Here is a 26,240-nt window from a genome sequence, read left to right on the forward strand (position 1 = left end):
GATCGAAAGTGGCCCCACAGGCGGGCCGACCAGAGCCCCGCATTCAAGACTTGTACACATCACTACGGAGTGCCTGCCTGTCGCGCGGGATTCATGACGCTGAGTAAGGGAAGCGTCGATCGATCAAAGTGAAGACGCCTGGCACTCAGTGCCATCATTTGAGAAATACAGCCGGTTCATTTGCGCTCAAATGAGCGAAGCCTGTCTCAAGGTGGCGAGAATCACGTCGGGGTAGCCGCTCAGATGTCACCATTCGGACGCCTCCCAGGTGGCTCCAGGTTGCCTGCCGATCACGCAGCGGCATCAAAATGCGTCCCGGGCGCGTACCCGGCACCACTTCCCGGCCCGGCGGGCCGATTCCCACGCCATATTGCGCTCAGATGAGCATCTGTATCGAGAGGGCACCGGGTGCCCTCTCGGGAGGTGGGGTCAGCCCCCCGACGTGTCCAGTTCCGCGTCCGCGCCGACACCCGCACAGTCGTACGGGTCCTTCAGCCAGCCGTCCGGCAGGACCACCCGGTTGTTGCCCGAGGTGCGGCCTCGCGGGCCGTCGGCGCCGTCCGGCCACGGCTGGTCGAGGCGCAGCTCGTTCAGCTGCGAGCCCAGCTCCTCCAGCGAGGAGGTGACCGCGAGGTTCCTGCGCATCTCGGAGCCGACCGCGAAGCCCTTGAGGTACCAGGCCACGTGCTTGCGGAAGTCGATCACGCCGCGGGTCTCGTCGCCGATCCACTCCCCGAGCAGCGTCGCGTGCCGCAGCATGACGTCCGCGACGGTGCGCAGGGAGGGCGTCTGCCTCGTCTCCGTACCCTCGAACGCGCTCACCAGGTCGCCGAAGAGCCAGGGGCGGCCCAGGCAGCCGCGGCCCACGACCACGCCGTCGCAGCCGGTCTCGCGCATCATCCGCAGGGCGTCGTCCGCGCACCAGATGTCGCCGTTGCCGAGGACGGGGATCTCCGGGACGTGCTCCTTGAGGCGCGCGATGGCGTCCCAGTCGGCAGTGCCGCCGTAGTGCTGCGCGGCGGTCCTGCCGTGCAGGGCCATCGCCGTGACGCCCTCCTCCACGGCGATCCGGCCGGCGTCGAGGTAGGTGAGGTGGTCGTCGTCGATGCCCTTGCGCATCTTGATGGTGACCGGCAGGTCGCCCGCGTGGGAGACGGCCTGGTGCAGGATCGCGCGCAGCAGCGGCCGCTTGTACGGGAGCGCCGAGCCGCCGCCCTTGCGGGTGACCTTGGGGACGGGGCAGCCGAAGTTCAGGTCGATGTGGTCGGCGAGGTTCTCGTCGACGATCATGCGTACGGCCTTGCCGACCGTGACCGGATCCACTCCGTACAGCTGGATGGAGCGCGGCGTCTCGCTCGCGTCGAAGCGGATGAGCTGCATGGTCTTCTCGTTACGCTCGACCAGCGCCCGAGTAGTGATCATCTCGCTGACGAACAGCCCCTTGCCGCCCGAGAACTCCCGGCACAGCGTGCGGAAGGGCGCGTTGGTGATACCGGCCATGGGGGCGAGGACCACCGGCGGCTGCACGGTGTGCGGGCCGATGCGGAGCAGCTGGGGCGCGGGGGCGAGCGTGGTCATTCCCCCATTGTCGCGTACGCGGGGAACTGCTCCGGGCGTACGCCCGGAAACGCTGCCGGGGGTGGTCCCCTTCGGAGGCGGGACCGTCAACAGCAGTCGTTAGTTAGCCGTACTATCCATGTATGCCTGAGCTCAGCCACCGGCGACGGATGCTGGTGCTGGCGATCTGCTGCATGAGCCTGCTGATCGTCAGCCTTGACAGCACCGTCCTGAACGTCGCCCTGCCCTCCATGCGCCAGGACCTGCACGCGAGTGTCGCGGGGATGCAGTGGACGATCGACGCGTACACGCTCGTCCTCGCCTCCCTGCTGATGCTGGCGGGTTCCACCGCCGACCGGATCGGCCGCCGCAAGGTCTTCATGGCGGGACTCGTCCTCTTCACCCTGGGGTCGGCGCTCTGCTCGATCGCGCCCAGTCTGGAGACGCTGATCGTGTTCCGGATGGTGCAGGCCGTCGGCGGATCCATGCTCAACCCGGTCGCGATGTCGATCATCACCAACACCTTCACCGATCCGCGCGAACGCGCGCGGGCGATCGGTGCCTGGGGCGGGGTCGTCGGTATCTCGATGGCCGCGGGGCCGCTGGTCGGCGGCGGGCTGGTCGATTCGGTCGGCTGGCGGTCGATCTTCTGGATCAACCTGCCGGTCGGCATCGCCGCCCTGCTGCTGACCTGGCGGTACATCCCCGAGTCGCGCGCGCCCAGGGCCCGCCGCCCCGATCCGGTGGGCCAGCTGCTGGTGATCACGCTGCTGGGCTCGCTGACGTACGCGATCATCGAGGCGCCGCAGAAGGGCTGGGCCTCCGCCGAGATCCTGCTCTTCGCCGCGCTCGCGGCCGCTTCGCTGATCGGCCTGCTGGTGTACGAGCCCCGGCGCACCGATCCACTGATCGATCTGCGGTTCTTCCACAGCGCCCCGTTCAGCGGGGCCACCGTCATCGCGGTCAGCGCCTTCGCCGCACTCGGCGGATTCCTCTTCGTCAACACGCTCTATCTGCAGGACGTGCGGGGCCTGAGCGCGCTGGGCGCCGGTCTGTACATGCTGCCGATGGCGGCGGTGGTCTGTGTGCTGCCCCCGCTGTCGGGGCGGCTCGTCGCCAGCCGGGGACCGCGGATCCCGCTCCTGGTCGCGGGCGTCGCGATGGCGGCGAGCGGGCTGATGTTCGCGGTGTTCGACGCGGAGACCGACAACACGCTGCTGTTCACCGGCTATGTGCTCTTCGGCCTGGGCTTCGGCGCGGTGAACGCGCCCATCACCAACACCGCCGTATCCGGAATGCCCAGAGCACAGGCGGGCGTGGCCGCGGCGGTCGCCTCGACCAGCCGCCAGATCGGGCAGACGCTGGGCGTCGCCGTGATCGGGGCGGTGCTGGCGGCGGGGATGACCGGCGCCGGACCTTCGTCCGGCAGCGGCTCGGCCGGTGACTTCGTGGCGGCGAGCAGGCCCGCGTGGTGGATCATCACCGGCTGCGGGGTGTGCGTCCTGCTGGTCGGGGCGCTGAGCAGCGGGCGCTGGGCCCGCGGCACGGCACGCCGGACCGCGGAACGGCTGGAGGCCCCGGCCGCGGCGGGCGGTCCCCCGACCGCGAGCGGTTCCACCGCCGCGAAGCAGGAGGCCGGCGACGGCCCGGCCAGTGGTCAGTCCTCGGCGGCGAGCACCAGATCCTGAAGCCGCTGGAGCCGCTCGTGGGTCTCCTCGTCACGCGGTACGTAACTGACCAGCCGCGGCCCGGCCGACGGGCCCAGCCACAGGTCCGAGGTCTCCACCCGCAGCAGCCCCACGTACGGGTTCCGGAAGACCTTGGACCGGCCGCCGGAGCTCACGACCTCATGCCGCGCCCAGGTCTCCCGGAACTCCGGCGACGCCGCTTCCAACCGCTTGAGCAGGGCCTTCCATGAGGGCTCGGCCAGGTGCTCGGCCATCGCGGCCCGGAATTTGGCCGTCAGGAAGCGGGTCACCTCGGCGATGTCCATGACGGTGGAACGCCACTGTTCGTTCGTGTAGGCCAGCAGCATGATGTTGCGGTCCTCGGGCGCCACGGCGTCCAGGTCGCAGAGCAGCCGCCCGTAGGTGCGGTTGTGGGCGAGGACGTCGTAGCGGCTGTTCTGGACACAGGCGGGGATCGGCTCCAGCTGCCGCAGCATCGCGCGCAGCGCCGGGGTGATGCTCGGGCACTCCGTGCCGGGAGCCGGGTCGACGGCTCCCGCGAGGGAGAAGAGATGGCTGCGCTCGCTGCGGTCGAGCAGCAGCGCCCGGGCGAGCGCGTCCAGGACCTGGGGCGAGACCTGGATGTCGCGGGCCTGTTCCAGCCAGGTGTACCAGGTGACACCGACGGCGGAGAGCTGGGCCACCTCCTCACGGCGCAGCCCCGGCGTGCGCCTGCGGCGGCCCCGGACCAGGCCCACCTGCTCGGGGGTGATCCGCTCCCGGCGGCTGCGCAGGAAGTCCGCGAGCTCGTGCCGCCGGATCTCGGTCTCGGGGACCTCGAGGGCTTCCGTGACCTCCGGAAATGGTGGACCGGCCTCAGGAGGTGCTGAATCCGCCGGGGCTGCGGGGCCCGTCCGGGCTGCGGTCGCCATCGTCGTCATTCCTCCAGCGTGCAGGACGGCCCGGCGCCATGCCGGGTGCTATTTGTACCAGGATAAAGACACTCTGGTACCAGGCTTCGAGAAGAGCCATCGTCGATGCCGTGAGTGAATCCTCTGTACGGCCGAATATCCGCCCGAAGACATCTGCCACCACCGCCGGGCCCGTGGTGCGGCACGACCACCCCACGCCGGTGCTCGGCGCGCTGGGGCTGTTCACCGTGCTGCTGGGTGCGGCCCTCCCTCTGATCGACTTCTTCATCGTGAACGTCGCCCTGCCCACCATCGACCATGATCTGGCCGCGGGCCCCGCCCTGCTGGAGCTGGTCGTCGCGGGCTACGGGCTCGCCTACGCCGTCCTGCTCGTACTCGGCGGACGGCTCGGCGACATGGCCGGCCGGCGCCGGCTCTTCCTGCTGGGCATCGCGGCCTTCGGGGTCACCTCGCTGGCCTGCGGTCTCGCGCCGGACGCCTGGACGCTGGTCGGGGCGCGGGTGGCGCAGGGCGCCGCGGCGGCGCTGATGCTGCCGCAGGTGCTCGCCACCATTCAGGCGGCCACCTCGGGACACCGGCGGGCCAGGGCGATGAGCCTGTACGGGGCCACGGCCGGGCTCTCCATGGTCGCGGGGCAGATCCTGGGCGGCGTGCTGGTCGCCGCCGCACCGCTGTCGTCGGTGTTCGGCGAGAGTGCGGGCTGGCGGTCGGTGTTCCTGGTCAACGTTCCGGTGGCGGCGGTGGGGCTGGTGCTGGCGGCCCGCTCGGTGCCGGAGACGCGTTCGGAGCGGCCGGCGCCGGTCGATGTGCCGGGCACGCTGCTGCTGGCCGCGTCACTGGTCACGCTGCTGGCCCCGCTGACCGAGGGGCGGGCGGCGGGCTGGCCGCTGTGGACCTGGGTCTCGCTGGCCCTGTTCCCGTTCGTCGCGGCCGCCTTCTACCGGGTGGAGCGCCGGGCCGACCGCAACGGCCTGGTCCCGCTCGTTCCGCCGAGCCTCCTGCGGCTCGACTCGCTGCGGCGCGGGCTGGCGCTCGTGGTGCCGTTCTCGATCGGCTTCGGCGGCTTCATGTTCGTCATCGCAGTGGCGCTCCAGCAGGGCCTGAGGCTGGGCCCGGCAGCGTCCGGCCTGTCGATGGCCCCGATGGCGGCGGCCTTCTTCGCGGCCTCGCTGGCCGGTCCGCGGCTGGTGCGGCGCTACGGCAGCCGGGTCGTGACGGCCGGCGGGATCATCCAGGCGTTCGGCGTGGTGGTGCTGGCTCTCACCGTGTGGCACGACTGGTCCGGTCTCGGAATGCTCGGACTGCTGCCGGGGATGGCGATCGCCGGTCTCGGCCAGGGGCTCCAGCTGCCCGTCCTGTTCCGCATCGTGCTCTCCGACGTGCCGCCGGAGCGGGCCGGGGTCGGCGGCGGGGTCATGACGACGACTCAGCAGGCGGCGCTGGCACTGGGCGTGGCGACGCTCGGCTCGCTGTTCCTGTCTCTTACACCGGGCTCGGGGATGCGGGACGCGCTGATCGTGACGTTGCTGGTGCAGCTGGCCGCGGTGGTGCTGACGACGCTGCTGAGCCTGCGGCTGCCGCGCGCGGTGGCATGAGCGCGCGGTGGCATGAGCGCGCGGTCGTTCGCGGCTCCGGAACGGATGTGGGCCCGGAACGCCTGAGGTGTTCCGGGCCCACGGCCGTACGGGTGGTGCGGTCCGCTTCCTGAGAGGCGGTCCGCCTCCTGCTGGAGGGAGGGGCGTCAGCTCTGCGCCGGGGCGTCCTGCTCCGGGGCGTCCTGCTCGGCTGCCGCGTCGTCCGGCTGCGCGGGGTGACCGGCACGCTCCCGCATCTTGCGCAGCAGCTCCTGCTTCTGCTCGGCGGCCGTCTTCCGGTCGGCGTTGCGCTCGGGTCCTGCGCCCTGCTGCTCGGCGCGGGACACCTTCTTGCGCTGTCCGCCGACGCCGAGAAGGTTGTTGCGGCTCTTGGCCACGGGGTTCTCCCATTCGTGGTGAAAGTGAGGTCTGAGACGACCCTGGATCGATCCGGCGGGCGGCGGGTGGTCGGACCCGCCGCGCGCTCACTCGTAGATCTGGAAGAACGAAGACATGCCGGAACGGTACCGCGCGCGGGACGGCTCCAGCACCGAGTTTTTGGCCGGTGGGATCACCTCTCGAGGGAACATGGACTGACAGATATTGAAATCCGTCATCCCGCATGCCATGGTTGATGGAGCGGGCGGGGAGGCACCGCGTCGCCGTCCGCCCCTGCCCCCTCCATCCGACGGGTTCCGCCCGTCGGCGCCCCTCCGCCCGACCCGGGAGTTCCTCATGACCGTCCTCCGCCCCCGCACCCTCGGCTCCACCGGCCCGCAGGTCTCCGCGCTCGGCCTCGGCTGCATGGGCATGTCCGCGCTGTACGGCGAGACCGACCGCACCGAGTCGGTGGCCACCATCCATGCCGCGCTCGACGCAGGCATCACCCTGCTGGACACCGGCGACTTCTACGGGATGGGACACAACGAGCTCCTGATCAACGAGGCCCTGCGCACCGCCCCCCTCGCTGCCCGGGAACAGGCCCTGACCAGCGTGAAGTTCGGTGCGCTGCGGACCGTCGAGGGCGGCTTCACCGGCTACGACGGCCGCCCGGCGGCGGTGAAGAACTTCGCGGCCTACTCGCTCCAGCGGCTGGGCCTCGACCACATCGACATCTACCGGATCGCCCGGCTCGACCCCGACGTCCCGGTCGAGGAGACGGTCGGCGCCATCGCCGAGCTGGTCGAGGCGGGACACGTCCGCCACATCGGGCTCTCCGAAGTCGGCGCGGAGACGATCCGGCGGGCGGCGTCCGTCGCCCCGGTCTCCGATCTGCAGATCGAGTACTCATTGATCTCCCGGTCCATCGAGGCGGAGATCCTGCCGGTCTGCCGCGAACTCGGCATCGGGGTGACGGCGTACGGGGTGCTCTCCCGAGGCCTGATCAGTGGCCACTTCACGCGTGACCGGGAGCTGACCGCCGGAGATTTCCGGACCATGAGCCCCCGCTTCCAGGACGAGAACCTCCAGCACAATCTCGACCTGGTGGACGCACTCCGCAAGATCGCCGAGCAGAAGGGCGTCTCGGTCGCGCAGATCGCCATCGCCTGGGTGCTCGCCCAGGGTGCGGACATCGTGCCGCTGGTCGGCGCCCGCAGGCGTGACCGGCTGTCCGAGGCCCTCGGCTCCCTGGACGTCGAGCTGGGCGCGGCCGATCTCGCCGCGATCGAGGAGGCCGTCCCGGCCGGAGCGGCGGCCGGCGCCCGCTACCCCGACCAACAGATGGCCCACCTGGACAGCGAGCGCTGACGTCCGGGTACGGTCAGCAGGGATCGGTGACACCGCCGGGACGCCGCACGTGAGGCCCCGCCCGGCAGCCGTGCCCGAAGCCGCACGATGCCCCCGAAAGGCAGTACCCCCACGATGACGTCGCCGTCCGGCCCGCTGACCCCCGAGCGCATCCTCGAAGCCACCGAGGACGTGCTGCGCCGCTACGGCCCCGCCAAGGCGACCGTGGTGGACGTGGCCCGCGCGCTCGGCGTCAGCCACGGCAGCGTCTACCGCCACTTCCGTACGAAGGCCGCCCTGCGCGAGGCCGTGACCGGCCGCTGGCTGACCCGCACGGAGCTGGCGCTCACCGAGATCCTGCACACCTCGGACCGGCCCGCGCCGGCCAAGCTGCGGCAGTGGCTGGAGACGCTGTTCGAGGCCAAGCGACACAAGGCGGGTGACGATCCGGAGCTGTTCGCCACCTACGAGGTGCTGATGGGCGAGAGCACCGTGGTCGAGGAGCACATCCGTGAACTGGTGGGCCAGCTGCGGGAGATGATCGAGGAGGGGGTGGCCGACGGGCAGTTCGCCGTGGACGACCCGGCGGCGGCGGCCCAGGCCGTCTTCGACGCGACGGCACGCTTCCACGACCCGGCGTACGCCGCCGAGTGGCAGAAACCCGCCATCGGCGCCGAGTTCACCGCCGTCTCGGACCTGCTGCTGCGCGGCCTGCGCGCCTGACGGCGGGCCGCCGCGCCCTCACGACTATGACGCGGTCGGGTCGACCGTAGCCTGGTGCACCTCGGCGAGATGCTCCTCGGCCTTCAGCCAGGGCAGGAACTGCACTCCCTTGCGCCAGTCGCAGGTGTCGCAGGTCAACTGCCGCTGCACCCCCGACTTCCGTACGTGGACTATGTGTTCACGGCCGTGCTGGTCCCATCTGCTGACCTTGCTCGTGGTCATGGACGGCATCCGAGCCTCCTGTGGACGATTGTGCCCAGTGTGCACGAAGCCCCCGGCTCCGTTCGGGGAACCGGGGGCATCGTCCAGCGGATGCGACGCGTCAGCAGCCGAGCAGCCGGGCGCCGAGGTACGCCTGGATCTGGTCCAGCGAGACGCGCTCCTGCTTCATGGTGTCGCGCTCGCGCACCGTCACCGCGTTGTCGTCGAGGGTGTCGAAGTCGACGGTGACGCAGAACGGCGTACCGATCTCGTCCTGGCGACGGTAACGGCGGCCGATGGCGCCCGCGTCGTCGAACTCGATGTTCCAGTTCTGCCGCAGGTCGGTCGCCAGGCCCTTGGCCTTCGGCGAGAGCTGCGGGTTGCGGGACAGCGGCAGGACCGCGACCTTGACCGGCGCCAGGCGCGGGTCGAGACGCATCACGGTGCGCTTCTCCATGACGCCCTTCGCGTTGGGCGCCTCGTCCTCGATGTAGGCGTCCAGCAGGAAGGCCAGCACCGAGCGGCCGACACCGGCCGCCGGCTCGATGACGTAGGGGGTCCAGCGCTCGCCGGCCTCCTGGTCGAAGAAGGACAGGTCGGTGCCCGAGGCCTTGGAGTGCGCCTTCAGGTCGTAGTCCGTGCGGTTGGCGACGCCCTCCAGCTCGCCCCACTCGCTGCCGCCGAAGCGGAAGCGGTACTCGATGTCAGCGGTGCGCTTGGAGTAGTGGGAGAGCTTCTCCGCCGGGTGCTCGAACCACCGCATGTTCTCCTCGCGGAGGCCCAGGCCGGTGTACCAGTTCCAGCGCTGCTCCATCCAGTACTCCTGCCACTGCTCGTCCTCGCCCGGCTTGACGAAGAACTCCATCTCCATCTGCTCGAACTCGCGGGTGCGGAAGATGAAGTTGCCCGGAGTGATCTCGTTCCGGAAGGACTTGCCCATCTGCGCGATGCCGAACGGCGGCTTCTTGCGCGAGGTCTGCTGGACCTGGCCGAAGTTGGTGAAGATGCCCTGGGCGGTCTCGGGACGCAGATAGGCGACCGAGCCGGAGTCCTGGGTCGGGCCGAGGTGCGTGGAGAGCAGGCCGGAGAACTCCTTGGGCTCGGTGAACGTGCCCTTGTTGCCGCAGTTGGGGCAGTTGAGGTCGGCGAGGCCGTTGACCGGCGGCTTGCCGTGCTTCTCCTCGTACGCCTCCTCCAGGTGGTCCGCGCGGTAGCGCTTGTGGCAGGAGGTGCACTCGGTCAGCGGGTCGGAGAACGTGGCGACATGGCCGGAGGCCACCCACACCTCGGGGGCCAGGATGACCGACGAGTCGAGTCCGACCACGTCCTCGCGCGAAGTGACCATGTAGCGCCACCACTGACGCTTGAGGTTCTCCTTGAGCTCGACGCCCAGCGGCCCGTAGTCCCAGGCGGCGCGCTGGCCACCGTAGATCTCACTGGAGGGGAAAACGAAGCCACGGCGCTTGCTCAGGCTGACGATGGAGTCGATCTTGTCGGCGGCCACGGTGCTCTCTTCATTACGACGACGAAATTGGACAGGGCCTGCGCGAAGCGCCTCAGTGGGGGGTGGTGGTCGGGAGACGGGTGCGCGGATCCCTCAGATTACCGGCGGGCACGCCCCTTCGATCAAATCGGTATCGGGACAGTCGCTTCCGGAGGCATCTCATCAGCCTTGTTGACAATCGTTTCCATTTTTGTTGAAAATGACTGTCATGAACGAACGTCGCCTCATACCCGCCGTCGCCGTCGCCGGAGCAGTCGTCCTCGGCCTCACCGCGCTCTCCGCCTGCTCTGCATCCGACGCCGCCGACCACCGGAGCGGCGACAAGCTGAACGTCGTGGCGTCGTTCTATCCGATGCAGTTCCTGGCCGAGCGGATAGGCGGCAGCCACGTCTCCGTCTCCACCCTCACCAAGCCGGGTGTGGAGCCGCACGACCTGGAGCTCAGCCCGCGCCAGATCGGCGGCCTCAGTGACGCCGACTACATCCTGTACCTCAAGGGCATCCAGCCCGCCGTGGACGACGCGATCAAGCTCTCCGAGGCGAAGCACGCCGTCGACGTAGCGAAGCTGACCACGCTGGAGGATCACGGCACGGAGGCCGGCGGCGAGGAGCACGCCCATGAGCACGAGGGCGAGGAGGCCGGCGCCGACCCGCACATCTGGCTGGACCCGGTGAAGTACGCCGAGGTCGCCAAGGGGGTGGGCAAGTCCCTGGAGAAGACCGACCCGGACCACGCCGCGGACTACCGCAAGAACACCGACACCCTGGTCGACGAGCTCGGCGCCCTCGACACCGCGTACGCGAAGGGGCTGAAGTCCACCTCCACCAAGACGTTCATCACCACCCACTCCGCCTTCGGCTACCTGGCCGAGCGCTACGGCCTCACCCAGGAGGGCATCGCCGGGATCGACCCCGAGGCCGAGCCCAGCCCCGCCCGGATCAGCGCCCTGCACACCATCGCGGAGAAGAAGAAGGTCACCACGGTCTTCTTCGAGACGCTCGCCAGCGACAAGACGGCCAAGACCGTGGCCCGGGACACCGGCCTGCGGACCGACGTCCTGGACCCGCTGGAGGGAATTACCGGCAAGTCCAAGGGCGATGACTACATCGAGGTCATGAAGTCCAACCTCGCCGCGCTGCAGAAGGCGCTCGGCGAGAAGTGAGCGACGAGACCGGCCGGACCACCCCGAACCCCGCAGCAGCACCGGAGGCGCTCATGCCCGAGCCCACGCGCTCCACCCCCGAACCCGTGATCGTCCTGCGCGACGCCACGGCCACCCTCGGAGCACGCCCGGTGCTGCGCGGCGTCGACCTGACCGTGCACCGCGGCGAGGTCGTCGCGCTGCTGGGTGCCAACGGCTCCGGCAAGTCGACCGCCGTACGCTCCGTCATCGGCCAGGTCCCGCTCACCGGCGGCACCGTCGAGCTCTTCGGCACCCCGCTGCGCCGGTTCCGCGACTGGGCCCGGGTGGGCTACGTACCGCAGCGCACCACGGCGGCCGGCGGCGTACCGGCCACGATCCGCGAGGTCGTCTCCTCCGGACGGCTCTCCCGGACGAAGCTGGGCCTGCCCCGCAGGGCCGACCGCGCCGCCGTCGACCGGGCCATCGAGCTGGTCGGACTCGCCGACCGCGCCAAGGACTCGGTGAACGCCCTCTCCGGCGGCCAGCACCAGCGCGTCCTGATCGCCCGCGCGCTCGCCGCCGAACCCGAGCTGCTGATCATGGACGAGCCGATGGCGGGCGTCGACCTGGCCAGTCAGGAGATCCTCGCCGCGACCCTGCGCGAGCAGGTCGCGGCCGGCATCACCGTGCTGCTCGTCCTGCACGAGCTGGGTCCGCTGGAGCCGCTGATCGACCGCGCGGTCGTGCTGCGCGACGGCTGTGTGATGCACGACGGGCCGCCCCCGAAGGCGCTGGGCCAGCACGCCCTGCCCGGCCACGACCACGTACACCCCCACGCGGCTTCCGAGCCCGTCCGGACGGGACTGCTGAGCTGATCATGGAATTCCTCACCCCTCCCTTCATGCAGCGGGCGCTGATCGCCGCGGTCCTCGTCGGCGTCATCGCACCCGCCGTCGGCATCTACCTGGTGCAGCGCCGGCAGGCCCTGATGGGCGACGGCATCGGCCATATCGCGATGACCGGCGTCGGCCTCGGCTTCCTGCTCTCCACCAGCCCGGTCTGGATGGCCACCGCCGTCGCCGTCGTGGGCGCCGTCGTCATGGAGCTGATCCGCTGGTACGGACGCACCCGCGGCGACATCGCGCTGGCGATGCTGTTCTACGGCGGCATGGCGGGCGGTGTCCTGCTGATCAACCTCTCCGACACCGGATCCAACGCCAACCTCACCTCCTACCTCTTCGGCTCCCTCTCGACGGTCTCCTCCGAGGACATCACCGCGATCGGCCTGCTGGCCGCCTTCGTGCTGCTGGTGACGGTGGGGCTGCGCAGGCAGCTGTTCGCGGTCAGCCAGGACGAGGAGTTCGCCCGGGTCACCGGGCTGCCGGTGCGCGTACTGAACCTGCTGGTCGCGGTCACCGCCGCGGTCACCGTCACCGTCGCGATGCGGGTCGTCGGGCTGCTGCTGGTCAGCGCCCTGATGGTGGTCCCGGTCGCCGCCGCGCAGCAGATCACCCGGTCGTTCAAGGTGACGTTCGTGCTCTCGGTCGTCATCGGGGTGGCGGTGACCCTGGCCGGCACCGTGACCTCGTACTACCAGGACGTACCGCCCGGCGCGACGATCGTGCTGCTGGCCATCGGGGTCTTCGTCGCGCTGACCCTGCTCGCCACGCCCCTGGCGAGAAGCCGTGCACGCAGGAGCGAACCGGCTGCCGAGCGGTGCACTCTGGAGGTACCGGCCACCCGCCGGGCCGCGGACGACGTCCACGTCTGACCCCGCGGCCGGGCCGGGCTGGCACAATGGCCCGACACACGTACGGGCGACACGAGGAGGCTCCTGTGGCGACGGCGCCGATCAGTGGAACGAACGCGGCACCGGTGCGCGGCCGCTCGACCCGGCAGCGGACGGCTGTGGCCGCGGCGCTCGACGAGGTGGACGAGTTCCGCAGTGCGCAGGAGCTGCACGATGTGCTCAAGCACCGCGGCGACTCGGTCGGTCTGACCACCGTCTACCGCACCCTGCAGTCCCTCGCGGACGCGGGCGAGGTCGACGTACTGCGCACCACCGACGGCGAGTCCGTCTACCGCCGGTGCTCGACCGGCGACCACCACCACCATCTGGTCTGCCGGATGTGCGGCAAGGCGGTCGAGGTCGAGGGCCCGGCGGTCGAGCAGTGGGCGGAGACCATCGCGGCGCAGCACGGTTTCGTGAACGTGGCGCACACGGTGGAGGTCTTCGGTACGTGTGCGGAGTGCGCGAGCACCGAGGGGTGATCCCGGGGCCGCGGGGGCGCCGCCCCCGCGGCCGCCGCTTCCTCAGCTTCCGGAAGCCGCCTCCACCGCACCGCCGAAGCGCCGGTCGCGCTGGGCGAATTCCAGACAGGCCCGCCACAGGTCACGGCGGTCGAAGTCCGGCCACAGCACGTCCTGGAAGACCATCTCGGCGTACGCGCTCTGCCAGATCAGGTAGTTGGACGTGCGCTGCTCGCCGCTCGGGCGGACGAAGAGGTCGACGTCCGGCATGTCCGGGTAGTAGGTGTACTTCGCGAAGGTCTTCTCGTTGACCTTCGACGGGTCGAGCTTCCCGGCCGCGACATCCTGCGCGATCCGCTGTGCGGCGTCGGCGATCTCGGCCCGGCCGCCGTAGTTGACGCAGAAGTACAGCGTCATCTTGTCGTTGTCCTTGGTCTGCTCCTGGGCGACCTGGAGCTCCTGGACGACGGACTTCCACAGCTTCGGCATGCGGCCGACCCAGCGGATCCGGATGCCGAGTTCGTCCATCTCGTCGCGGCGGCGGCGGATGACGTCCCGGTTGAAGTTCATCAGGAACTTCACCTCCTCCGGGGACCGCTTCCAGTTCTCGGTGGAGAAGGCGTACAGCGAGAGGTTCTTGACGCCCATCTCGATGCAGCCCTTGAGCACGTCCATGACGACGCCCTCGCCGACCTTGTGGCCCTCGGTGCGCGGCAGCCCGCGCTCCTTGGCCCAGCGGCCGTTGCCGTCCATCACCACGGCGACGTGCTTGGGCACCAGTTCACCGGGGATCTTCGGAGGCACGGCACCGGACGGGTGCGGCTCCGGGGTCTTGTGGTCGCGCCGGTTACGGCCGCCGAGGATTCCGCGTACTGCCATGAACTTCTCAGTCTCCCTGTGTCTACTTTTCCACGTACCGCAGCGAACGCAGCCCGCGCTCCAGATGCCAGTGCAGATAGGCGGACACCAGCCCGCTCCCCTCCCTGACATGACGCGCCTCGCACGCGTCCGCCGTCTCCCAGTCGCCGGTGAGCAGTGCGCTGAGCAGGGTGACGGCCTCAGCCGAGGGTACGACGCTGCCGGGTACCCGGCAGTCGCCGCATATGACGCCGCCCGCCGCGACGGAGAAGAACCGGTTCGGTCCGGGCATTCCGCACCGGGCGCAGCCGTCAAAGCTGGGTGCGTAGCCGTTGACGGCGAGCGAACGCAGCAGGAAGGCGTCGAGGATGAGGTGGGGATCATGCTCCCCGCGGGACAGCGTGCGCAGCCCGCCCACCAGGAGCAGGTACTGCTGGACCGCGGGCTCGCCCTCGTGGTCGGTGAAGCGCTCGGCGGTCTCCAGCATGGCGGTGCCCGCGGTGTAGCGGCCGTAGTCGGCGACGATGCCGCCGCCGTACGGCGCGATCGTCTCGCTCTGGGTGCAGAGCGGCAGTCCGCGTCCGATCAGCTCGCTGCCGCGGGCGAAGAACTGCACGTCGACATGGGAGAACGGCTCCAGCCTGGCCCCGAACTTCGACTTCGTGCGCCGCACCCCGCGCGCGACGGCCCGTACCCGGCCGTGGCCGCGGGTCAGGATCGTGATGATCCGGTCGGCCTCGCCCAGCTTCTGCGTGCGGAGCACCACGCCGTCGTCCCGGAACAAGCTCATGGGTCCATTGTCCGGTACGCGGGCGGTCCGCCGGGGCCGCCCCCGCAAGCCGGGCCGCTCAGATTCCGTCCGTCCCGCCGCCGGCGGCCACGACCAGCCCGGATTCGTACCCGATGATCACCAGCTGGGCACGGTCTCGGGCGCCGAGTCTGCCCATGATCCGGCTGACGTGGGTCTTGGCGGTGAGCGGGCTGAGGCCGAGGGTCTCGGCGATCTCGGTGTTGTTCAGACCGCGCGCGACGAGGCCGAGGACCTGGCGTTCGCGGTCCGTGAGCGACTCGGGGCCGCCGGGCCCGGAGAGTGGCGGAGCACTCGGTGCGCTGAGGACCCGGGCGATCAGCCGGGCGGTCGGGCCGGGCGAGAGCAGTGCCTCGCCCGCGGCCACCGTCTTGATGGCGGCGAGCAGATCGGCGGGCCTGGTGTCCTTGACCAGGAAGCCGGAGGCGCCGGCGCGCAGCGCGTCGACGACGTGGTCGTCGGTGTCATACGTGGTCAGGACCAGGACCTTCACTCCGGCGAGGTCCTCGTCGGCGGCGATGCGGCGGGTCGCTTCGATGCCGTCGAGATCGGGCATCCGGATGTCCATGACGACGAGGTCGGCCCGCTCGGAGCGGGCGAGGGCGACCGCTTCGAGGCCGTTGGCGGCCTGGCCGACGACCTCCATGTCCGGGTCGGAGCCGACGAGCATCGCGAACGCGGCCCGCACGAGCGTCTGGTCGTCGGCGAGCAGTACGCGGATCATGAAAGGGTCTCCGATTCCTGTTTCTGGAACGGCAGCAGCGCGGACACCTCGAACCCGCCGCCGGAACGGGGACCGGCATCCAGCGTGCCACCGGTACTGCGGGCCCGTTCCCGCATGCCCACGATGCCGAACCCGGGCGCGGAGCCGTCGTCCACCGGGCCGGTCCCGTCGTCGGTGACGGTGACGCGCAGGGCGCCGGCGCCGGGCTCCACGACGACGCCGACGCGGACGCCGGCGCCCGCGTGCCGTACGGCGTTCGTCAGGGACTCCTGCACGATCCGGTAGACGGCCGCCCCGGTCGCCGGGGCGAGCCGGCCCCCGGGTGCGCGCACCCGGAGGTCGACCTGCGCCCCGGCCGCCTCCGCGGCCCGCACCAGGCCGGGCAGCGCGGCCAGGCCCGGCAGCGGCCCGTCCGCGTCGTGCCGGCCCTCGTGCCCGGTGTCACGCAGCACCTGGAGGGTCGTACGCAGCTCGGCGCGCGCCTCCCGGCAGGTGCCCGCGATGTCGTCGAGCGAGGCGGCGATCGCCTTCCGGTCCAGCCGGTCCGGATCGACGGTCAGGATGTGCGAGGCCACCGAGGTCTGCACACCGATGAGCGTGATGCTGTGGGCCAGCAGATCGTGCAGATCGCGGGCGATCCGCAGCCGTTCCTCGGCGACCCGTCGCCCGGCCTCCTCCTCACGGGTCCGCTCGGCCCGTTCGGCGCGCTCCAGCACCGAGGCGACGTACTGGCGGTAGACGCGTACGTCCATCCCGCAGAACAGCACCGCGACGATCCAGCCGGAGATCCGCAGCAGTTCGAACCCGTCGTGCGCGCTGATGCCGAGCACCACGGTCAGCATCACGGCCATCACGCCGATGCCGGTGAGCAGGGTGCGCAGCGGGCGGCCGGTCACGGCGACGGTGTAGAGCGCGATCCAGGTCTGCGGCATCGGGGCCGTGTGGGCGTTGTCGAGGCCGTGGTAGAGCGCCAGCAGCGGAACCATGGCGGCCACCACGAGCACGGGCGCGCGCCGCCGCCACACGAGCGGGACCGCGCTGGCCACCAGCAGGAGCCGGCCGAGGACGTCGGGCGGGTGGCCGCCGTCGGCGAACAGGGCGAGGGCGGCGGAGAGCGCACCGGCGCCCACGGCTACGAGGGCGTCGGTGCGCGTCTTGTGCGGGGCGTGCATCGGGTCGCGGTTGACGACGGCCAGGACGCGCTCGCGACGGCGCGTGGTTCGGGACACGCGGCCATCCTCCGGTACGGGACGGGGCACTGTCAGGGCGCCCTGACGAGTTCCGGTTCGTGCGGGGCGGATCCGGCAGGTGTGCGGCTGAGCGCGCCGGGCCACCACATCTTCCGCTGCAGGGCCACGCTCGCCGAAGTGACCAGGTAGGTGCGGACGAGGAAGGTGTCGAGCAGCACACCGACGGCGATGACGCATCCCATCTGCACCAGGGAGGTCAGCGGCATGTTCGTCAGGACGGCGAAGGTGGCGGCGAGCACCAGACCCGCCGAGGCGATCACCCCGCCGGTGGTGCGCAGGGCCGTGAGGGCGGCGGCGGTCGGCTCGGCGCCGCCCCGCGCCTCCTCGCGTACCCGGTGCATCAGGAAGATCCCGTAGTCGACACCGAGCGCCACCAGGAAGACGAAGGACAGCAGCGGCAGTCCGGGGTCGGTGCCCTTGAGTCCGAGGAGCGGTTCGAAGAGCAGCCCGCCGATGCCGAGCGCCGCGCCCCAGACGGCGACGACGGCCGCGACGAGCAGCAGCGGGGCGACGAGACTGCGCAGCAGCACGACCAGGATGAGCAGGACCGACAGCAGGACGAGCGGGACGACGGTCCGCAGGTCGCGGGAGCTGGATCTCTCCAGGTCCATCTGCTGGGCACCCGGGCCGCCGACATGGGCCCCGTCCAGGCCCTCGCGCAGGGCGTTGACGGTCTCCCGCTCCCCCGCGGACTCGGGCTCGTCCCTGGCGACGACGGACAGTTCGCTCCAGCCGCCGCCGCTGCGGCCGCGCTCGGCGGAGGCGACTCCCTCGGTCGCACGGGCCCTGGCCAGTGTCCCGTCGGCCCGGTCGGTGGGTACGAGCACGGCGATCGGCTGGCTGGAGCGGCCGGGGTAGGCGTCGGCGAGTGTCTTCATGGCGGCGACCGAGTCCGGCTTGCTGATGAAGGAGTCCTCCTGTTTGAGGGCGCCCGGCAGGTTGAGGACACCGAGCGACAGCGCGCCCAGCAGCACCCCGCCGGTCACGAGCACCGCGACGGGCCGGCGTCCGGCAGATCCGCCCATGGCTGCGAAGAGCGAGCGCCGCCGTACGCGTTCACTGCCGTACGCCGGCACGATCGGCCAGAACACCCGGCGGCCCAGGAGGACCAGGAGCGCCGGAAGCAGCGTCAGCATCGCCAGGAGCGCGCACAGCACCCCGACGGCGGCGATGGGGCCCATGCCCCGGCTGCTGGTGAGATCGGCCGCCAGAAGGCACAGGAGGCCCGCCGCGACGGTCGCCGAGGATGCCACGACGGCCGGGCCACAGCCGCGCAGCGCCGCCGCCATCGCCTCCTGCGGCCGGGCGAAGCGGGTCAGCTCCTCCCGGTAGCGGGAGACCAGGAGCAGCGCGTAGTCGGTGCCCGCGCCGAATACGAGGATGGTCATCACAGCGGAGCTCTGGCCGGTGACGGTGACGTCGAAGCCCCGGTTGAGTCCGTAGACGACTGCCATCGACAGGGCGTCGGCGACGCCCGCGACGACGAGCGGCACCAGCCACAGCAGCGGACTGCGGTAGATGAGGATCAGCAGGATCGCGACGACGGCGACGGTCGTGTAGAGCAGCGGGCCGCCGAGTGAGCCGTAGACCTTCTGTGCGTCGGTGTTCAGCGCACCGGGGCCGCCGACCTGGACAGCGAGCCCGTCGCCGCCCTTCGCGGTCTCCCGCACCTCGTCGACGAAAGCCGTGCGGGCATCGTCGTCCTGCCCGGGCCCGGTGGTGGAGACGGGGTACATCAGGGTCGTGCCGTCCTTGGAGGGGACGGCGTGCGGAGGTGCGGTGAGGGTGTGGGCGCCGGCCACACCGGCGGTCTGCCGGGCTGCCTCGGCCCGGTCGGCCGGGGTCAGTCCGCCGTCGCGGTGGTAGACGAGCACGAGGTCGGTGGACTCCCCGCCGGGCAGCGCCTCCTGGATCTTCGCCACCTGTGTGGAGTCGGCACTCGCCGGCAGATAGTCGACGGCGTGGTTGGCCTGCACCTCCGAGAGCTTCCCGGCGAGCGGTCCGGCGACCGCGATCACGGCGACCCAGAGCGCGACGACCGCCCAGGGCAGCCTCCGCCACCGGCTCCGCGCCCGCGGCTCCGGCTGAGGCGGTCTGCCCGTGTCCTGCGTTGCGGCCCGCATTCGGGCCCCCTTCCGTCCGGGTGTCTGGATTCATGTCCAGACTCCCGTCGGGCCGGGGCCGATACGTCGCGCCGGAGACCGACTTCCCGGCTACGGCCGGGGAGGGTACCGCGCCCCGGATTACTCCCTCGGGAGTACGGGCGCCGGTGGGGGCGGGGTGGTTCAGGAGGGGGTGCGCGCAGCTGCGGCGAGCAGCCGGGCGGTGTCCTCGGAGCGGAGCTGGAGCGCCCCGCCGACCGTGGTCAGCACCTCGCGTTCGGCCTGGCTGTACGGGCCGTCGGCGAGCGCGATCCTGGCGCCCTGGAGGAGGATCGACTCCCGCCCGGCGGGTGCCAGATGCGGGGCGAGGGGCTCCAGTGCCTCGTGGAGCTCGATGGCGAGGGCCGCCCCGCAGGCCTCGGCGGCGGGACCGAAGTCCGAGCCGTGGCCGATGTCGACGGAGAGGACCTCGACGACGGTGGCGAGCTGTTCCTCGGTGCAGTCGTCGAAGCCGGCGCCGCGCACGGTGGCGACCGCGGTCTCCAGGACCGTTCGGGAGCCGGCGCCGCCGGCTGCCAGGACGCCGAGTGCCACGGTGTGGACGGCGTCTTTCAGCATCGCGGAGAACCGGGTGGTGGTGGGGTGGTCGAGCGTGTCCGGGTCGAAGTGGTGGTGGCAGGCGGCGCATTCGACGACCGGTCCCACGGTGCCGCGGGACAGCAGCGGCACACCGAGGACAGCGAACCGCCGACGTCCGGTGAGGCGGCGGTAGTTGCGGTCACCCCCGCAGCCGGTGCAGAAGAACTCGCCGTCACCGACGGTGTCCCACATGGTGCGGATGCCGCAGATACGCAGCTTTATGGCGTGTTGCCCCAGGGCTGACCGCACGTCGCACACCTCCGTAACCCTCCGGCAACATTGCCGTGTTGGACGTGATGTTAACCACATCCATGAAGCGGCGTCAGCACCTCGCTCGTCACAACCGCCCGGAGATGGCCGAACCCCGCCCCCCGGGTGCGGGTGGGCGGGGTCACGGACCATACCGATTCATGCCCTTTCGGGCGCGGGGTCAGCGGGTGGCGCGGTTGACGGCCGAGACGACCGCCTTCAGCGAGGCCCTCGTGGTGTTGGCGTCGATGCCGATGCCCCACAGGACCTTTCCGTCGATGGCGCACTCGATGTACGAGGCGGCCTGCGCGCTCGCACCCTCGCTCATCGTGTGCTCGGTGTAGTCCAGCAGCCGGGCGTCGATGCCGATGGCCTGCAGCGCCTCGAAGAACGCCGAGATCGGACCGTTGCCGGTGCCGGTGAGCACGGTGTCCGCGCCGTCCACGGTCGCCTCGACGGTGATCGTGTCCTGGCCGTCGGACCCGGTGGTGCTCTGGCCGGAGCGGATCTGTACGCGGCCCCAAGCGTTCTCCGGGTTGGGCAGGTACTCGTCCTGGAACGTGGTCCAGATCTGCGCCGGCGTGATCTCGCCGCCCTCGGCATCGGTCTTGGCCTGAATGATCCGGGAGTACTCGATCTGCATCCGGCGCGGCAGGTCCAGCTTGTGGTCGTTCTTCAGGACATACGCGATTCCGCCCTTGCCGGACTGCGAGTTGACCCGGATGACCGCCTCGTAACTGCGGCCGACGTCCTTCGGGTCGATCGGCAGGTAGGGCACGGCCCACTCGATGTCGTCGACGGTCTTGCCCTGGGCGGCCGCGTCGGCCTCCATGGCGTCGAAGCCCTTCTTGATGGCGTCCTGGTGGGAGCCGGAGAAGGCCGTGTAGACCAGGTCGCCCGCGTAGGGGTGGCGCGGGTGGATCTCCATCTGGTTGCAGTACTCGCTGGTGCGGCGGATCTCGTCGATCTGCGAGAAGTCGATCTGCGGGTCGACGCCCTGCGAGAAGAGGTTCATGCCCAGTGTCACCAGGTCGACGTTGCCGGTGCGCTCGCCCTGGCCGAACAGGCAGCCCTCGATCCGGTCCGCCCCGGCCATCAGGGCCAGCTCGGCGGCGGCGACGGCGGTGCCGCGGTCGTTGTGCGGGTGGACGGACAGGCAGACGAACTCGCGGCGCGACAGGTTGCGCGACATCCACTCGAACCGGTCCGCGTGCGTGGACGGCGTCGAACGCTCCACGGTGGCGGGCAGGTTGAGGATGATCTCGCGGCCCTCCTCGGGCTGCCAGACGTCACAGACCGCCTCGCAGACCTCCAGGGCGAAGTCCAGCTCCGTGTCGGTGAAGATCTCCGGGCTGTACTGGTAGCCGAAGATCGTCTCCTCGCCCAGGATCTTCTCGGCATACTCCATGACCAGCCGGGTGCCGTCCACGGCGATCTGCTTGACCTGCTCCCTGGAGCCGCGGAAGACCACGCGGCGGAAGGTGGGGGCGGTCGCGTTGTACAGGTGGACGGTGGCGCGGTGGGCGCCGACCAGCGATTCGACGGTCCGCTCGATCAGTTCCTCGCGGGCCTGCGTCAGGACGGAGATCGTCACGTCCTCGGGGATCGCGCCCTCTTCGATGATGGAGCGGACGAACGCGAAGTCGGTCTCGCCGGAGGACGGGAAGCCGACCTCGATCTCCTTGTAGCCCATGCGTACCAGCAGGTCGAACATCTCGCGCTTGCGGGCCGGCGACATCGGGTCGATCAGAGCCTGGTTGCCGTCGCGCAGGTCCGTGGAGAGCCAGCGGGGTGCGACCGTGACCCGCTGGTCCGGCCAGGTGCGGTCGGGAATCTCGACGGCCTCGTAGCCGCCGTACTTGCCGGTCGGCATCCCGGACGGCTTCTGCAGGCCCGTCGCGTTGGTGATCGGCGTGGGGCGGCCGACGGCGTTCTCGACGGGGGTCTGAGCGGGATTCACTGCGGTCATGGCGTTGGGCTCCTCGGGTCCTGCGGAGGGACGGCCGACTGTGTCGCTGCAACACAAGACTCCGCGGGGAGGGGGTCGGCCTACGACTACAGACCCTCGCCGCGGCAGCTAAGAAGAAGCAGCCCGAAACGCATGATGCGAAGAGACTAGCCGAGCGACGCCCGAGGCGTCTGCGCCGTATCAGTATGCGGGACCGGACACCGGTAACGGGTAAACAGTGATCGATCACTCTATTTCATCAATCCAGGTGGCAACCAGTGACAGGACGATCACGCGCTGCCACAGTCGAGTGCATGCAGCCTCGATCTCAGCACGGGTTCCACCCCGTCTTCTGCACCATCGTGCCGCCCCACGTCCTCGACAAGCTGTCGCAGTCCGACGATCCCGTCCTGGCGGGCCCGGCCCGCCGCACCCTGGAGACCGACGCCGCCCGGCGCACCCGCCGCCAGGTGACGACTCCCGTCCCGTCCCGCGTCGCCCCGGCGGCGGAGGACGACCGCTCGGGCAAACCCGACCGCACCCTCTACGACTGCCACCACGGCACCGATCTGCCCGGCACCAAGGTCCGCGCCGAGGGCGAGGACCCCACCGGCGATGCCAGCGTCAACCGCGCGTACGCGGGCCTCGGCGCCACCTTCGAACTGCTGCTCAAGACATACGGGCGGCGTTCGATCGACGGCAAGGGGCTGCCGCTGATCGGTTCCGTGCACTACGACGAGAAGTACAACAACGCCTTCTTCGACGGCGAGCAGATGGTCTTCGGCGACGGGGACGGCGAGGTCTTCCTGGACTTCACCGTCGCCATCGACGTCATCGCCCATGAGCTGACGCACGGCCTGACCCAGTACACGGCCAACCTGAGCTACTTCGGCCAGTCCGGCGCGCTCAACGAGTCGGTCTCGGACGTGTTCGGCTCCCTGGTCAAGCAGTACTCGCTGGGCCAGACCGCCGAGCAGGCCGACTGGCTGATCGGCGCGGGACTGCTGGCCCCCCGCGTCCAGGGGGTGGCGCTGCGCTCGATGAAGGCGCCCGGCACCGCGTACGACGACGATGTGCTCGGCAAGGACCCGCAGCCCGCGTCCATGGACGACTACATCCACACCAGCGACGACAACGGCGGCGTCCACCTCAACTCCGGTATTCCGAACCGGGCGTTCTACCTGCTGGCGACGGCGCTCGGCGGCAGTGCCTGGGAGAGGGCCGGACAGCTCTGGTTCGATGTGCTCACAGGTGGTGAACTGGCGGTGGACGCGGACTTCGCGGCCTTCGCCCGCCTGACCGTGGCGGCGGCACGCAGCCGCTTCGGCGAGGGCGACGAGCTGGAAGCGGTCCTCAAGGCCTGGTCGGAGGTGGGCGTACCGACCGCATAGAGCAGGGCCCGTCCGCCGAGGTCGAGGAAGGACACCGCATGCGGATCCAGGTGAGCAGGACCGGTGGCTTCGCCGGTATCGCACGCCACCGCGAGATCGACACCGCCGGACGGGCCGATGCCCGCGAATGGGAGGCCCTGGCCGAATCGGCGCTCACCGGCGGCCGGGACACTCCACCGGCGGGCGTACCGGACGGCTTCGGCTACCGGATCACGGTCGGCGACCGGACCGTGCACTGCGCGGACCCCCGGCTGACCGACGCCCAGCGCGCCCTGGTCTCACGTGTCCTCAAGGAGGGCGCGTGAGACCGGCGTACGGCTGGGGCTGCTGAGACTTCAGAACCCCGGCTTGCGCAGTTCCTGCGGACCCGCTCAGAACCCCAGCTTGCGCAGCTGCTTCGGGTCGCGCTGCCAGTCCTTGGCGACCTTCACGTGCAGGTCGAGGAAGACCGGCGTGCCGAGCAGCGCCTCGATGTGCTTGCGGGACTTCGTGCCGACGTCCTTGAGCCGCTTGCCCTTCGGGCCGATGATGATGCCCTTCTGGCTGGGCCGCTCGATGTAGACGTTGGCGTGGATGTCGAGCAGCGGCTTGTCCGCCGGCCGGTCCTCGCGCGGCAGCATCTCCTCGACGACGACCGCGATGGAGTGCGGCAGCTCGTCCCGTACGCCTTCGAGCGCGGCCTCCCGGATCAGCTCCGCGACCATGACCATCTCGGGCTCGTCGGTGAGGTCGCCCTCCGGGTAGAGCGGCGGGCTCTCGGGGAGCAGCGGGGCGATCAGATCGGCCAGCAGATCCACCTGGTCGTCCTTGACCGCCGAGACCGGGATGATCTCCGCCCACTCGAAGCCGAGCTCCTCGCCGAGGCGGGAGACGGCCAGCAGCTGTTCGGCGAGCTGCTTGGACTCGACCAGGTCGGACTTGGTGATGATCGCGATCTTGGGCGTCTTCTTGATGCCCGCGAGTTCCTTGACGATGTACTTGTCGCCGGGGCCGAGCTTCTGGTCGGCGGGCAGGCAGAAGCCGATGACGTCGACCTCGGCCCAGGTGGTGCGTACGACGTCGTTGAGACGCTCGCCCAGCAGGGTGCGCGGCTTGTGGAGGCCGGGGGTGTCGACCAGGATCAGCTGCGCGTCCGTCCGGTGCACGATGCCGCGCACGGTGTGCCGGGTGGTCTGTGGCCGGTTGGACGTGATCGCCACCTTCTGGCCGACCAGAGCGTTCGTAAGGGTGGACTTGCCCGCGTTGGGACGGCCCACGAAGCAGGCGAAACCGGCCCGGTGGGGGGCGGTGTTCTCTGCCTGCGGCGCAGCAGCTTCTGGGTTAGGTCGAGCGCTCATGGCGCCCATTGTCCCCGATCCCGGCGGCCCCGCCGCACCAAGGCGGCCGGCGGGCCCGCCGGGCCGGGCTTCTCAGGCCGTGCGCCGACGGCTCCGGCGGGCCCGTAGCCACAGCCCGCCGCCCCCGGCGAGTACGGCCAGCAGCACTCCGGCGACCAGCCAGGGCAGTGCGAAGTAGGTGGCGCCGGCGGACTCGCGGGTGTCGCGGGCGCTCGCGGTCAGTTTGATCTCGCCCCACTCCAGCTGCGGCGCGCCCGTCCACTCCTCGGTGAGCCGGACCTCCTGGCGCGGCAGCAGCTCGGACGGGATCCGTTTGAGGTCGCGGGCGAGCAGGGTGCGGCCGAAGAGCCCCTCCGCCTTCAGGGCGACCTTGGGACTGAGGGTGACGTTGCCGCGGTTGTGGAGCGTGTACGAGATGACGGCGCGGGACTTCCCGGTGCCCGGGACGAGCGGCTGGGTGTGCTCGACCTTGACGTCGTCGACGGAGAGCGCGGGCATCGTGGGGCCGTTGACCCGCAGATAGATCCGGGCGCCCACCGCCTGCTGGATGCCGACGGCCACGGCGCCCGCGTCGGCGGGGTCGATGCGCTCGTCGAGGGCGACGAGCGCGCCGGGGTGATCGCCGGGTTCGGCGCCCTCGGGGACCTTGATCGTGACGGGCACGGTGACCGAGCCGTGCGGCTTCACGGTGACCCGGTCGCGGTCGGTCCTGGCCCAGGCGCCGACGGAGCGCTGCTTCTCGGCCGGTGCACGGACCGCGAATCCGCCGTCGCGCGCGGTGTTGTACGCGTCGGCCGCGTACAGCCGGAAGGTCAGCTTCCCGCCGGTCTTGTTGGTGACGGTCACCTTGTCGGTGAGGGTGGCTCCGGGGTCGGCCGAGAGGTAGAAGTACGGCCGGGTGCCGGTGGCGGCGGTGGCCGGGAAGACCGACCAGCTGCCGTTGTCGGCGGCGCCGGCCGCAGGGGCGCCCAGCAGGAGCAGGCCTGTGGACAGCAGGGACGACAGGAGTACGGACAGCTTGCGCACGGTGCAGGCCCCCAGGGTGCACGCATTGGCGGGGTGGGTGGGCCGGCCGGGTGCGCGCCCGGCCCACCGGGTTCGGTCAGCGGTTCCGGCTCACGTCAGGGTGAGGGTGAGCACTCCGGAGTACGTACCGGCGGCGGTGAACGCCGGTACGTCCAGTGACAGCTGGGCGTCGACGGCGAACTCACCTCCGGTGAACGCGCCGTTCGGTGTGGAGGCCAGGGTGGCCCCCGCGCTGCCGACCGATCCCTCGGAACCGGCCGCGCACGTGCTCGGGCTGCCGGCCTTCGTCGCGCAGGCCGGGCTCCAGCCGAGCGCGGAGGCGCCGATCGTGGCACCGGCCGGGCCCTTGAAGTCGGTGACCTTGCCGGTCAGGGACCAGCCCGCGGGGCCACCGCGGAAGTCCTTGACCGTCACCGTCCGCAGGTCGCCGGTGGAGGCGCCGCCCTGTCCGAAGTCGACCGCCGACAGTTCGACGGAGTCCCCGGCCTGGGTCATGGAGAGGGTGCCCGCCTTGACGGACGAGGTCAGCTTCTGACTCCCGTCGGGGGTTTCGCCGCCGCCACCGGTGACGGTGTAGGCCTGGGGGCCCGCACCCTTGGCGGCGTCCCAGCCGGAGCCCTCGTAGGCGACGATGCCGGTGGTCGCCGGG

The 26,240-nt window shown here is 70.7% G+C and carries 24 protein-coding genes and 1 pseudogene; 10 read left to right on the forward strand and 15 right to left on the reverse strand.

Translation table 11 applies throughout. The features are described 5' to 3' along the window. Positions 1-429 precede the first annotated feature (429 nt). Entirely contained in the window at positions 430-1,578 is a 1,149-nt protein-coding gene (gene dusB, locus ACFVW8_RS19325; protein WP_389691489.1) for a tRNA dihydrouridine synthase DusB, read from the reverse strand. A 122-nt stretch (positions 1,579-1,700) separates the two neighbouring features. Between dusB and ACFVW8_RS19330 the strand changes: the two genes are divergently transcribed. After that, positions 1,701-3,245, forward strand: a complete 1,545-nt coding sequence (locus ACFVW8_RS19330) for an MFS transporter (protein WP_389691491.1) — start codon at positions 1,701-1,703, stop codon at positions 3,243-3,245. On the opposite strand, the gene ACFVW8_RS19335 is transcribed toward ACFVW8_RS19330, so the two are convergent. After that, positions 3,215-4,165 (reverse strand): helix-turn-helix domain-containing protein, encoded by a 951-nt coding sequence (locus ACFVW8_RS19335; protein ID WP_389691493.1) that lies wholly within the window; start codon positions 4,163-4,165, stop codon positions 3,215-3,217. The genes ACFVW8_RS19330 and ACFVW8_RS19335 overlap by 31 nt on opposite strands. 101 nt (positions 4,166-4,266) lie before the next feature. Between ACFVW8_RS19335 and ACFVW8_RS19340 the strand changes: the two genes are divergently transcribed. Next, entirely contained in the window at positions 4,267-5,751 is a 1,485-nt protein-coding gene (locus ACFVW8_RS19340; RefSeq protein ID WP_389691495.1) for an MFS transporter, read from the forward strand. Positions 5,752-5,897: 146 nt separating this feature from the next. Here ACFVW8_RS19340 and ACFVW8_RS19345 read toward each other — a convergent pair whose 3' ends face one another. Next, positions 5,898-6,128, reverse strand: a complete 231-nt coding sequence (locus ACFVW8_RS19345; protein WP_389691497.1) for a DUF6243 family protein — start codon at positions 6,126-6,128, stop codon at positions 5,898-5,900. Between the two features lie 337 nt (positions 6,129-6,465). Between ACFVW8_RS19345 and ACFVW8_RS19350 the strand changes: the two genes are divergently transcribed. Together ACFVW8_RS19350 and ACFVW8_RS19355 are read left to right on the forward strand one after the other, a co-directional pair. After that, positions 6,466-7,479 (forward strand): aldo/keto reductase, encoded by a 1,014-nt coding sequence (locus tag ACFVW8_RS19350; protein WP_389691499.1) that lies wholly within the window; start codon positions 6,466-6,468, stop codon positions 7,477-7,479. 114 nt (positions 7,480-7,593) lie between these two features. Further along, positions 7,594-8,181, forward strand: a complete 588-nt coding sequence (locus tag ACFVW8_RS19355; RefSeq protein WP_389691501.1) for a TetR family transcriptional regulator — start codon at positions 7,594-7,596, stop codon at positions 8,179-8,181. A gap of 24 nt (positions 8,182-8,205) precedes the next feature. Here ACFVW8_RS19355 and ACFVW8_RS19360 read toward each other — a convergent pair whose 3' ends face one another. Beyond that, on the reverse strand, positions 8,206-8,412 hold the full coding sequence (locus ACFVW8_RS19360) for a hypothetical protein (protein WP_389691503.1): 207 nt from the start codon (positions 8,410-8,412) through the stop codon (positions 8,206-8,208). Positions 8,413-8,503: 91 nt separating this feature from the next. Then, complete coding sequence (locus tag ACFVW8_RS19365) at positions 8,504-9,886, reverse strand: glycine--tRNA ligase (RefSeq protein WP_389691505.1); 1,383 nt, start codon at positions 9,884-9,886, stop codon at positions 8,504-8,506. A gap of 208 nt (positions 9,887-10,094) precedes the next feature. Here ACFVW8_RS19365 and ACFVW8_RS19370 point away from each other — a divergent pair, with 208 nt between their 5' ends. The 4 genes from ACFVW8_RS19370 to ACFVW8_RS19385 all read left to right on the forward strand — a co-directional run bounded on the left by ACFVW8_RS19370 (position 10,095) and on the right by ACFVW8_RS19385 (position 13,280). Further along, on the forward strand, positions 10,095-11,048 hold the full coding sequence (locus tag ACFVW8_RS19370; protein ID WP_389691507.1) for a metal ABC transporter substrate-binding protein: 954 nt from the start codon (positions 10,095-10,097) through the stop codon (positions 11,046-11,048). Positions 11,049-11,101: 53 nt separating this feature from the next. Beyond that, positions 11,102-11,884, forward strand: coding sequence for a metal ABC transporter ATP-binding protein (locus tag ACFVW8_RS19375; RefSeq protein WP_389691541.1), 783 nt, complete (start codon positions 11,102-11,104; stop codon positions 11,882-11,884). A gap of 2 nt (positions 11,885-11,886) precedes the next feature. After that, on the forward strand, positions 11,887-12,780 hold the full coding sequence (locus ACFVW8_RS19380) for a metal ABC transporter permease (protein WP_389691508.1): 894 nt from the start codon (positions 11,887-11,889) through the stop codon (positions 12,778-12,780). Positions 12,781-12,845: 65 nt separating this feature from the next. Then, positions 12,846-13,280 (forward strand): Fur family transcriptional regulator, encoded by a 435-nt coding sequence (locus ACFVW8_RS19385; protein WP_389691510.1) that lies wholly within the window; start codon positions 12,846-12,848, stop codon positions 13,278-13,280. Between the two features lie 42 nt (positions 13,281-13,322). On the opposite strand, the gene ACFVW8_RS19390 is transcribed toward ACFVW8_RS19385, so the two are convergent. From ACFVW8_RS19390 to leuA, 7 genes are all read right to left on the reverse strand, one after another. Beyond that, a complete protein-coding gene (locus ACFVW8_RS19390; protein ID WP_389691512.1) occupies positions 13,323-14,138 on the reverse strand; it encodes an isoprenyl transferase in 816 nt (271 codons plus the stop codon). Between the two features lie 22 nt (positions 14,139-14,160). Next, positions 14,161-14,907, reverse strand: coding sequence for a DNA repair protein RecO (recO, locus tag ACFVW8_RS19395; RefSeq protein ID WP_389691514.1), 747 nt, complete (start codon positions 14,905-14,907; stop codon positions 14,161-14,163). Positions 14,908-14,965: 58 nt separating this feature from the next. Further along, entirely contained in the window at positions 14,966-15,649 is a 684-nt protein-coding gene (locus ACFVW8_RS19400; protein WP_389691516.1) for a response regulator, read from the reverse strand. Further along, positions 15,646-16,821: a sensor histidine kinase gene (locus tag ACFVW8_RS19405; RefSeq protein WP_389691543.1), complete on the reverse strand. Its 1,176-nt coding sequence runs from the start codon at positions 16,819-16,821 to the stop codon at positions 15,646-15,648. Before ACFVW8_RS19405 ends, ACFVW8_RS19400 begins: the two co-directional genes overlap by 4 nt. An 89-nt stretch (positions 16,822-16,910) precedes the next feature. Then, a complete protein-coding gene (locus ACFVW8_RS19410) occupies positions 16,911-19,022 on the reverse strand; it encodes an MMPL family transporter (protein WP_389691518.1) in 2,112 nt (703 codons plus the stop codon). Positions 19,023-19,184: 162 nt separating this feature from the next. Continuing rightward, positions 19,185-19,889, reverse strand: a complete 705-nt coding sequence (locus tag ACFVW8_RS19415; RefSeq protein ID WP_389691519.1) for a TerB family tellurite resistance protein — start codon at positions 19,887-19,889, stop codon at positions 19,185-19,187. A gap of 181 nt (positions 19,890-20,070) precedes the next feature. Beyond that, positions 20,071-21,858, reverse strand: coding sequence for a 2-isopropylmalate synthase (gene leuA / locus ACFVW8_RS19420; RefSeq protein ID WP_389691521.1), 1,788 nt, complete (start codon positions 21,856-21,858; stop codon positions 20,071-20,073). Positions 21,859-22,151: 293 nt separating this feature from the next. On the opposite strand from leuA, the gene ACFVW8_RS19425 reads away from it, so the two are divergent. Both ACFVW8_RS19425 and ACFVW8_RS19430 read left to right on the forward strand, forming a co-directional pair. Then, positions 22,152-23,228 (forward strand): M4 family metallopeptidase, encoded by a 1,077-nt coding sequence (locus ACFVW8_RS19425; protein WP_389691523.1) that lies wholly within the window; start codon positions 22,152-22,154, stop codon positions 23,226-23,228. 38 nt (positions 23,229-23,266) lie between these two features. Next, on the forward strand, positions 23,267-23,533 hold the full coding sequence (locus ACFVW8_RS19430; RefSeq protein WP_389691525.1) for a protealysin inhibitor emfourin: 267 nt from the start codon (positions 23,267-23,269) through the stop codon (positions 23,531-23,533). Between the two features lie 66 nt (positions 23,534-23,599). Here the strand turns inward: ACFVW8_RS19430 and era are convergent, their stop codons facing one another. From era to ACFVW8_RS19445, 3 genes and pseudogenes are all read right to left on the reverse strand, one after another. Beyond that, positions 23,600-24,574 (reverse strand): GTPase Era, encoded by a 975-nt coding sequence (gene era, locus ACFVW8_RS19435; protein ID WP_389691527.1) that lies wholly within the window; start codon positions 24,572-24,574, stop codon positions 23,600-23,602. A 63-nt stretch (positions 24,575-24,637) separates the two neighbouring features. Next, positions 24,638-25,591 (reverse strand): WxL protein peptidoglycan domain-containing protein, encoded by a 954-nt coding sequence (locus ACFVW8_RS19440; RefSeq protein ID WP_389691529.1) that lies wholly within the window; start codon positions 25,589-25,591, stop codon positions 24,638-24,640. A gap of 90 nt (positions 25,592-25,681) precedes the next feature. Further along, a pseudogene (locus tag ACFVW8_RS19445) lies at positions 25,682-26,240 on the reverse strand (beta-xylosidase); the annotation flags it as partial.

The sequence above is a fragment of the Streptomyces sp. NPDC058221 genome, from assembly GCF_042882365.1.
In the GTDB taxonomy this organism is placed as follows: Bacteria; Actinomycetota; Actinomycetes; order Streptomycetales; family Streptomycetaceae; genus Streptomyces.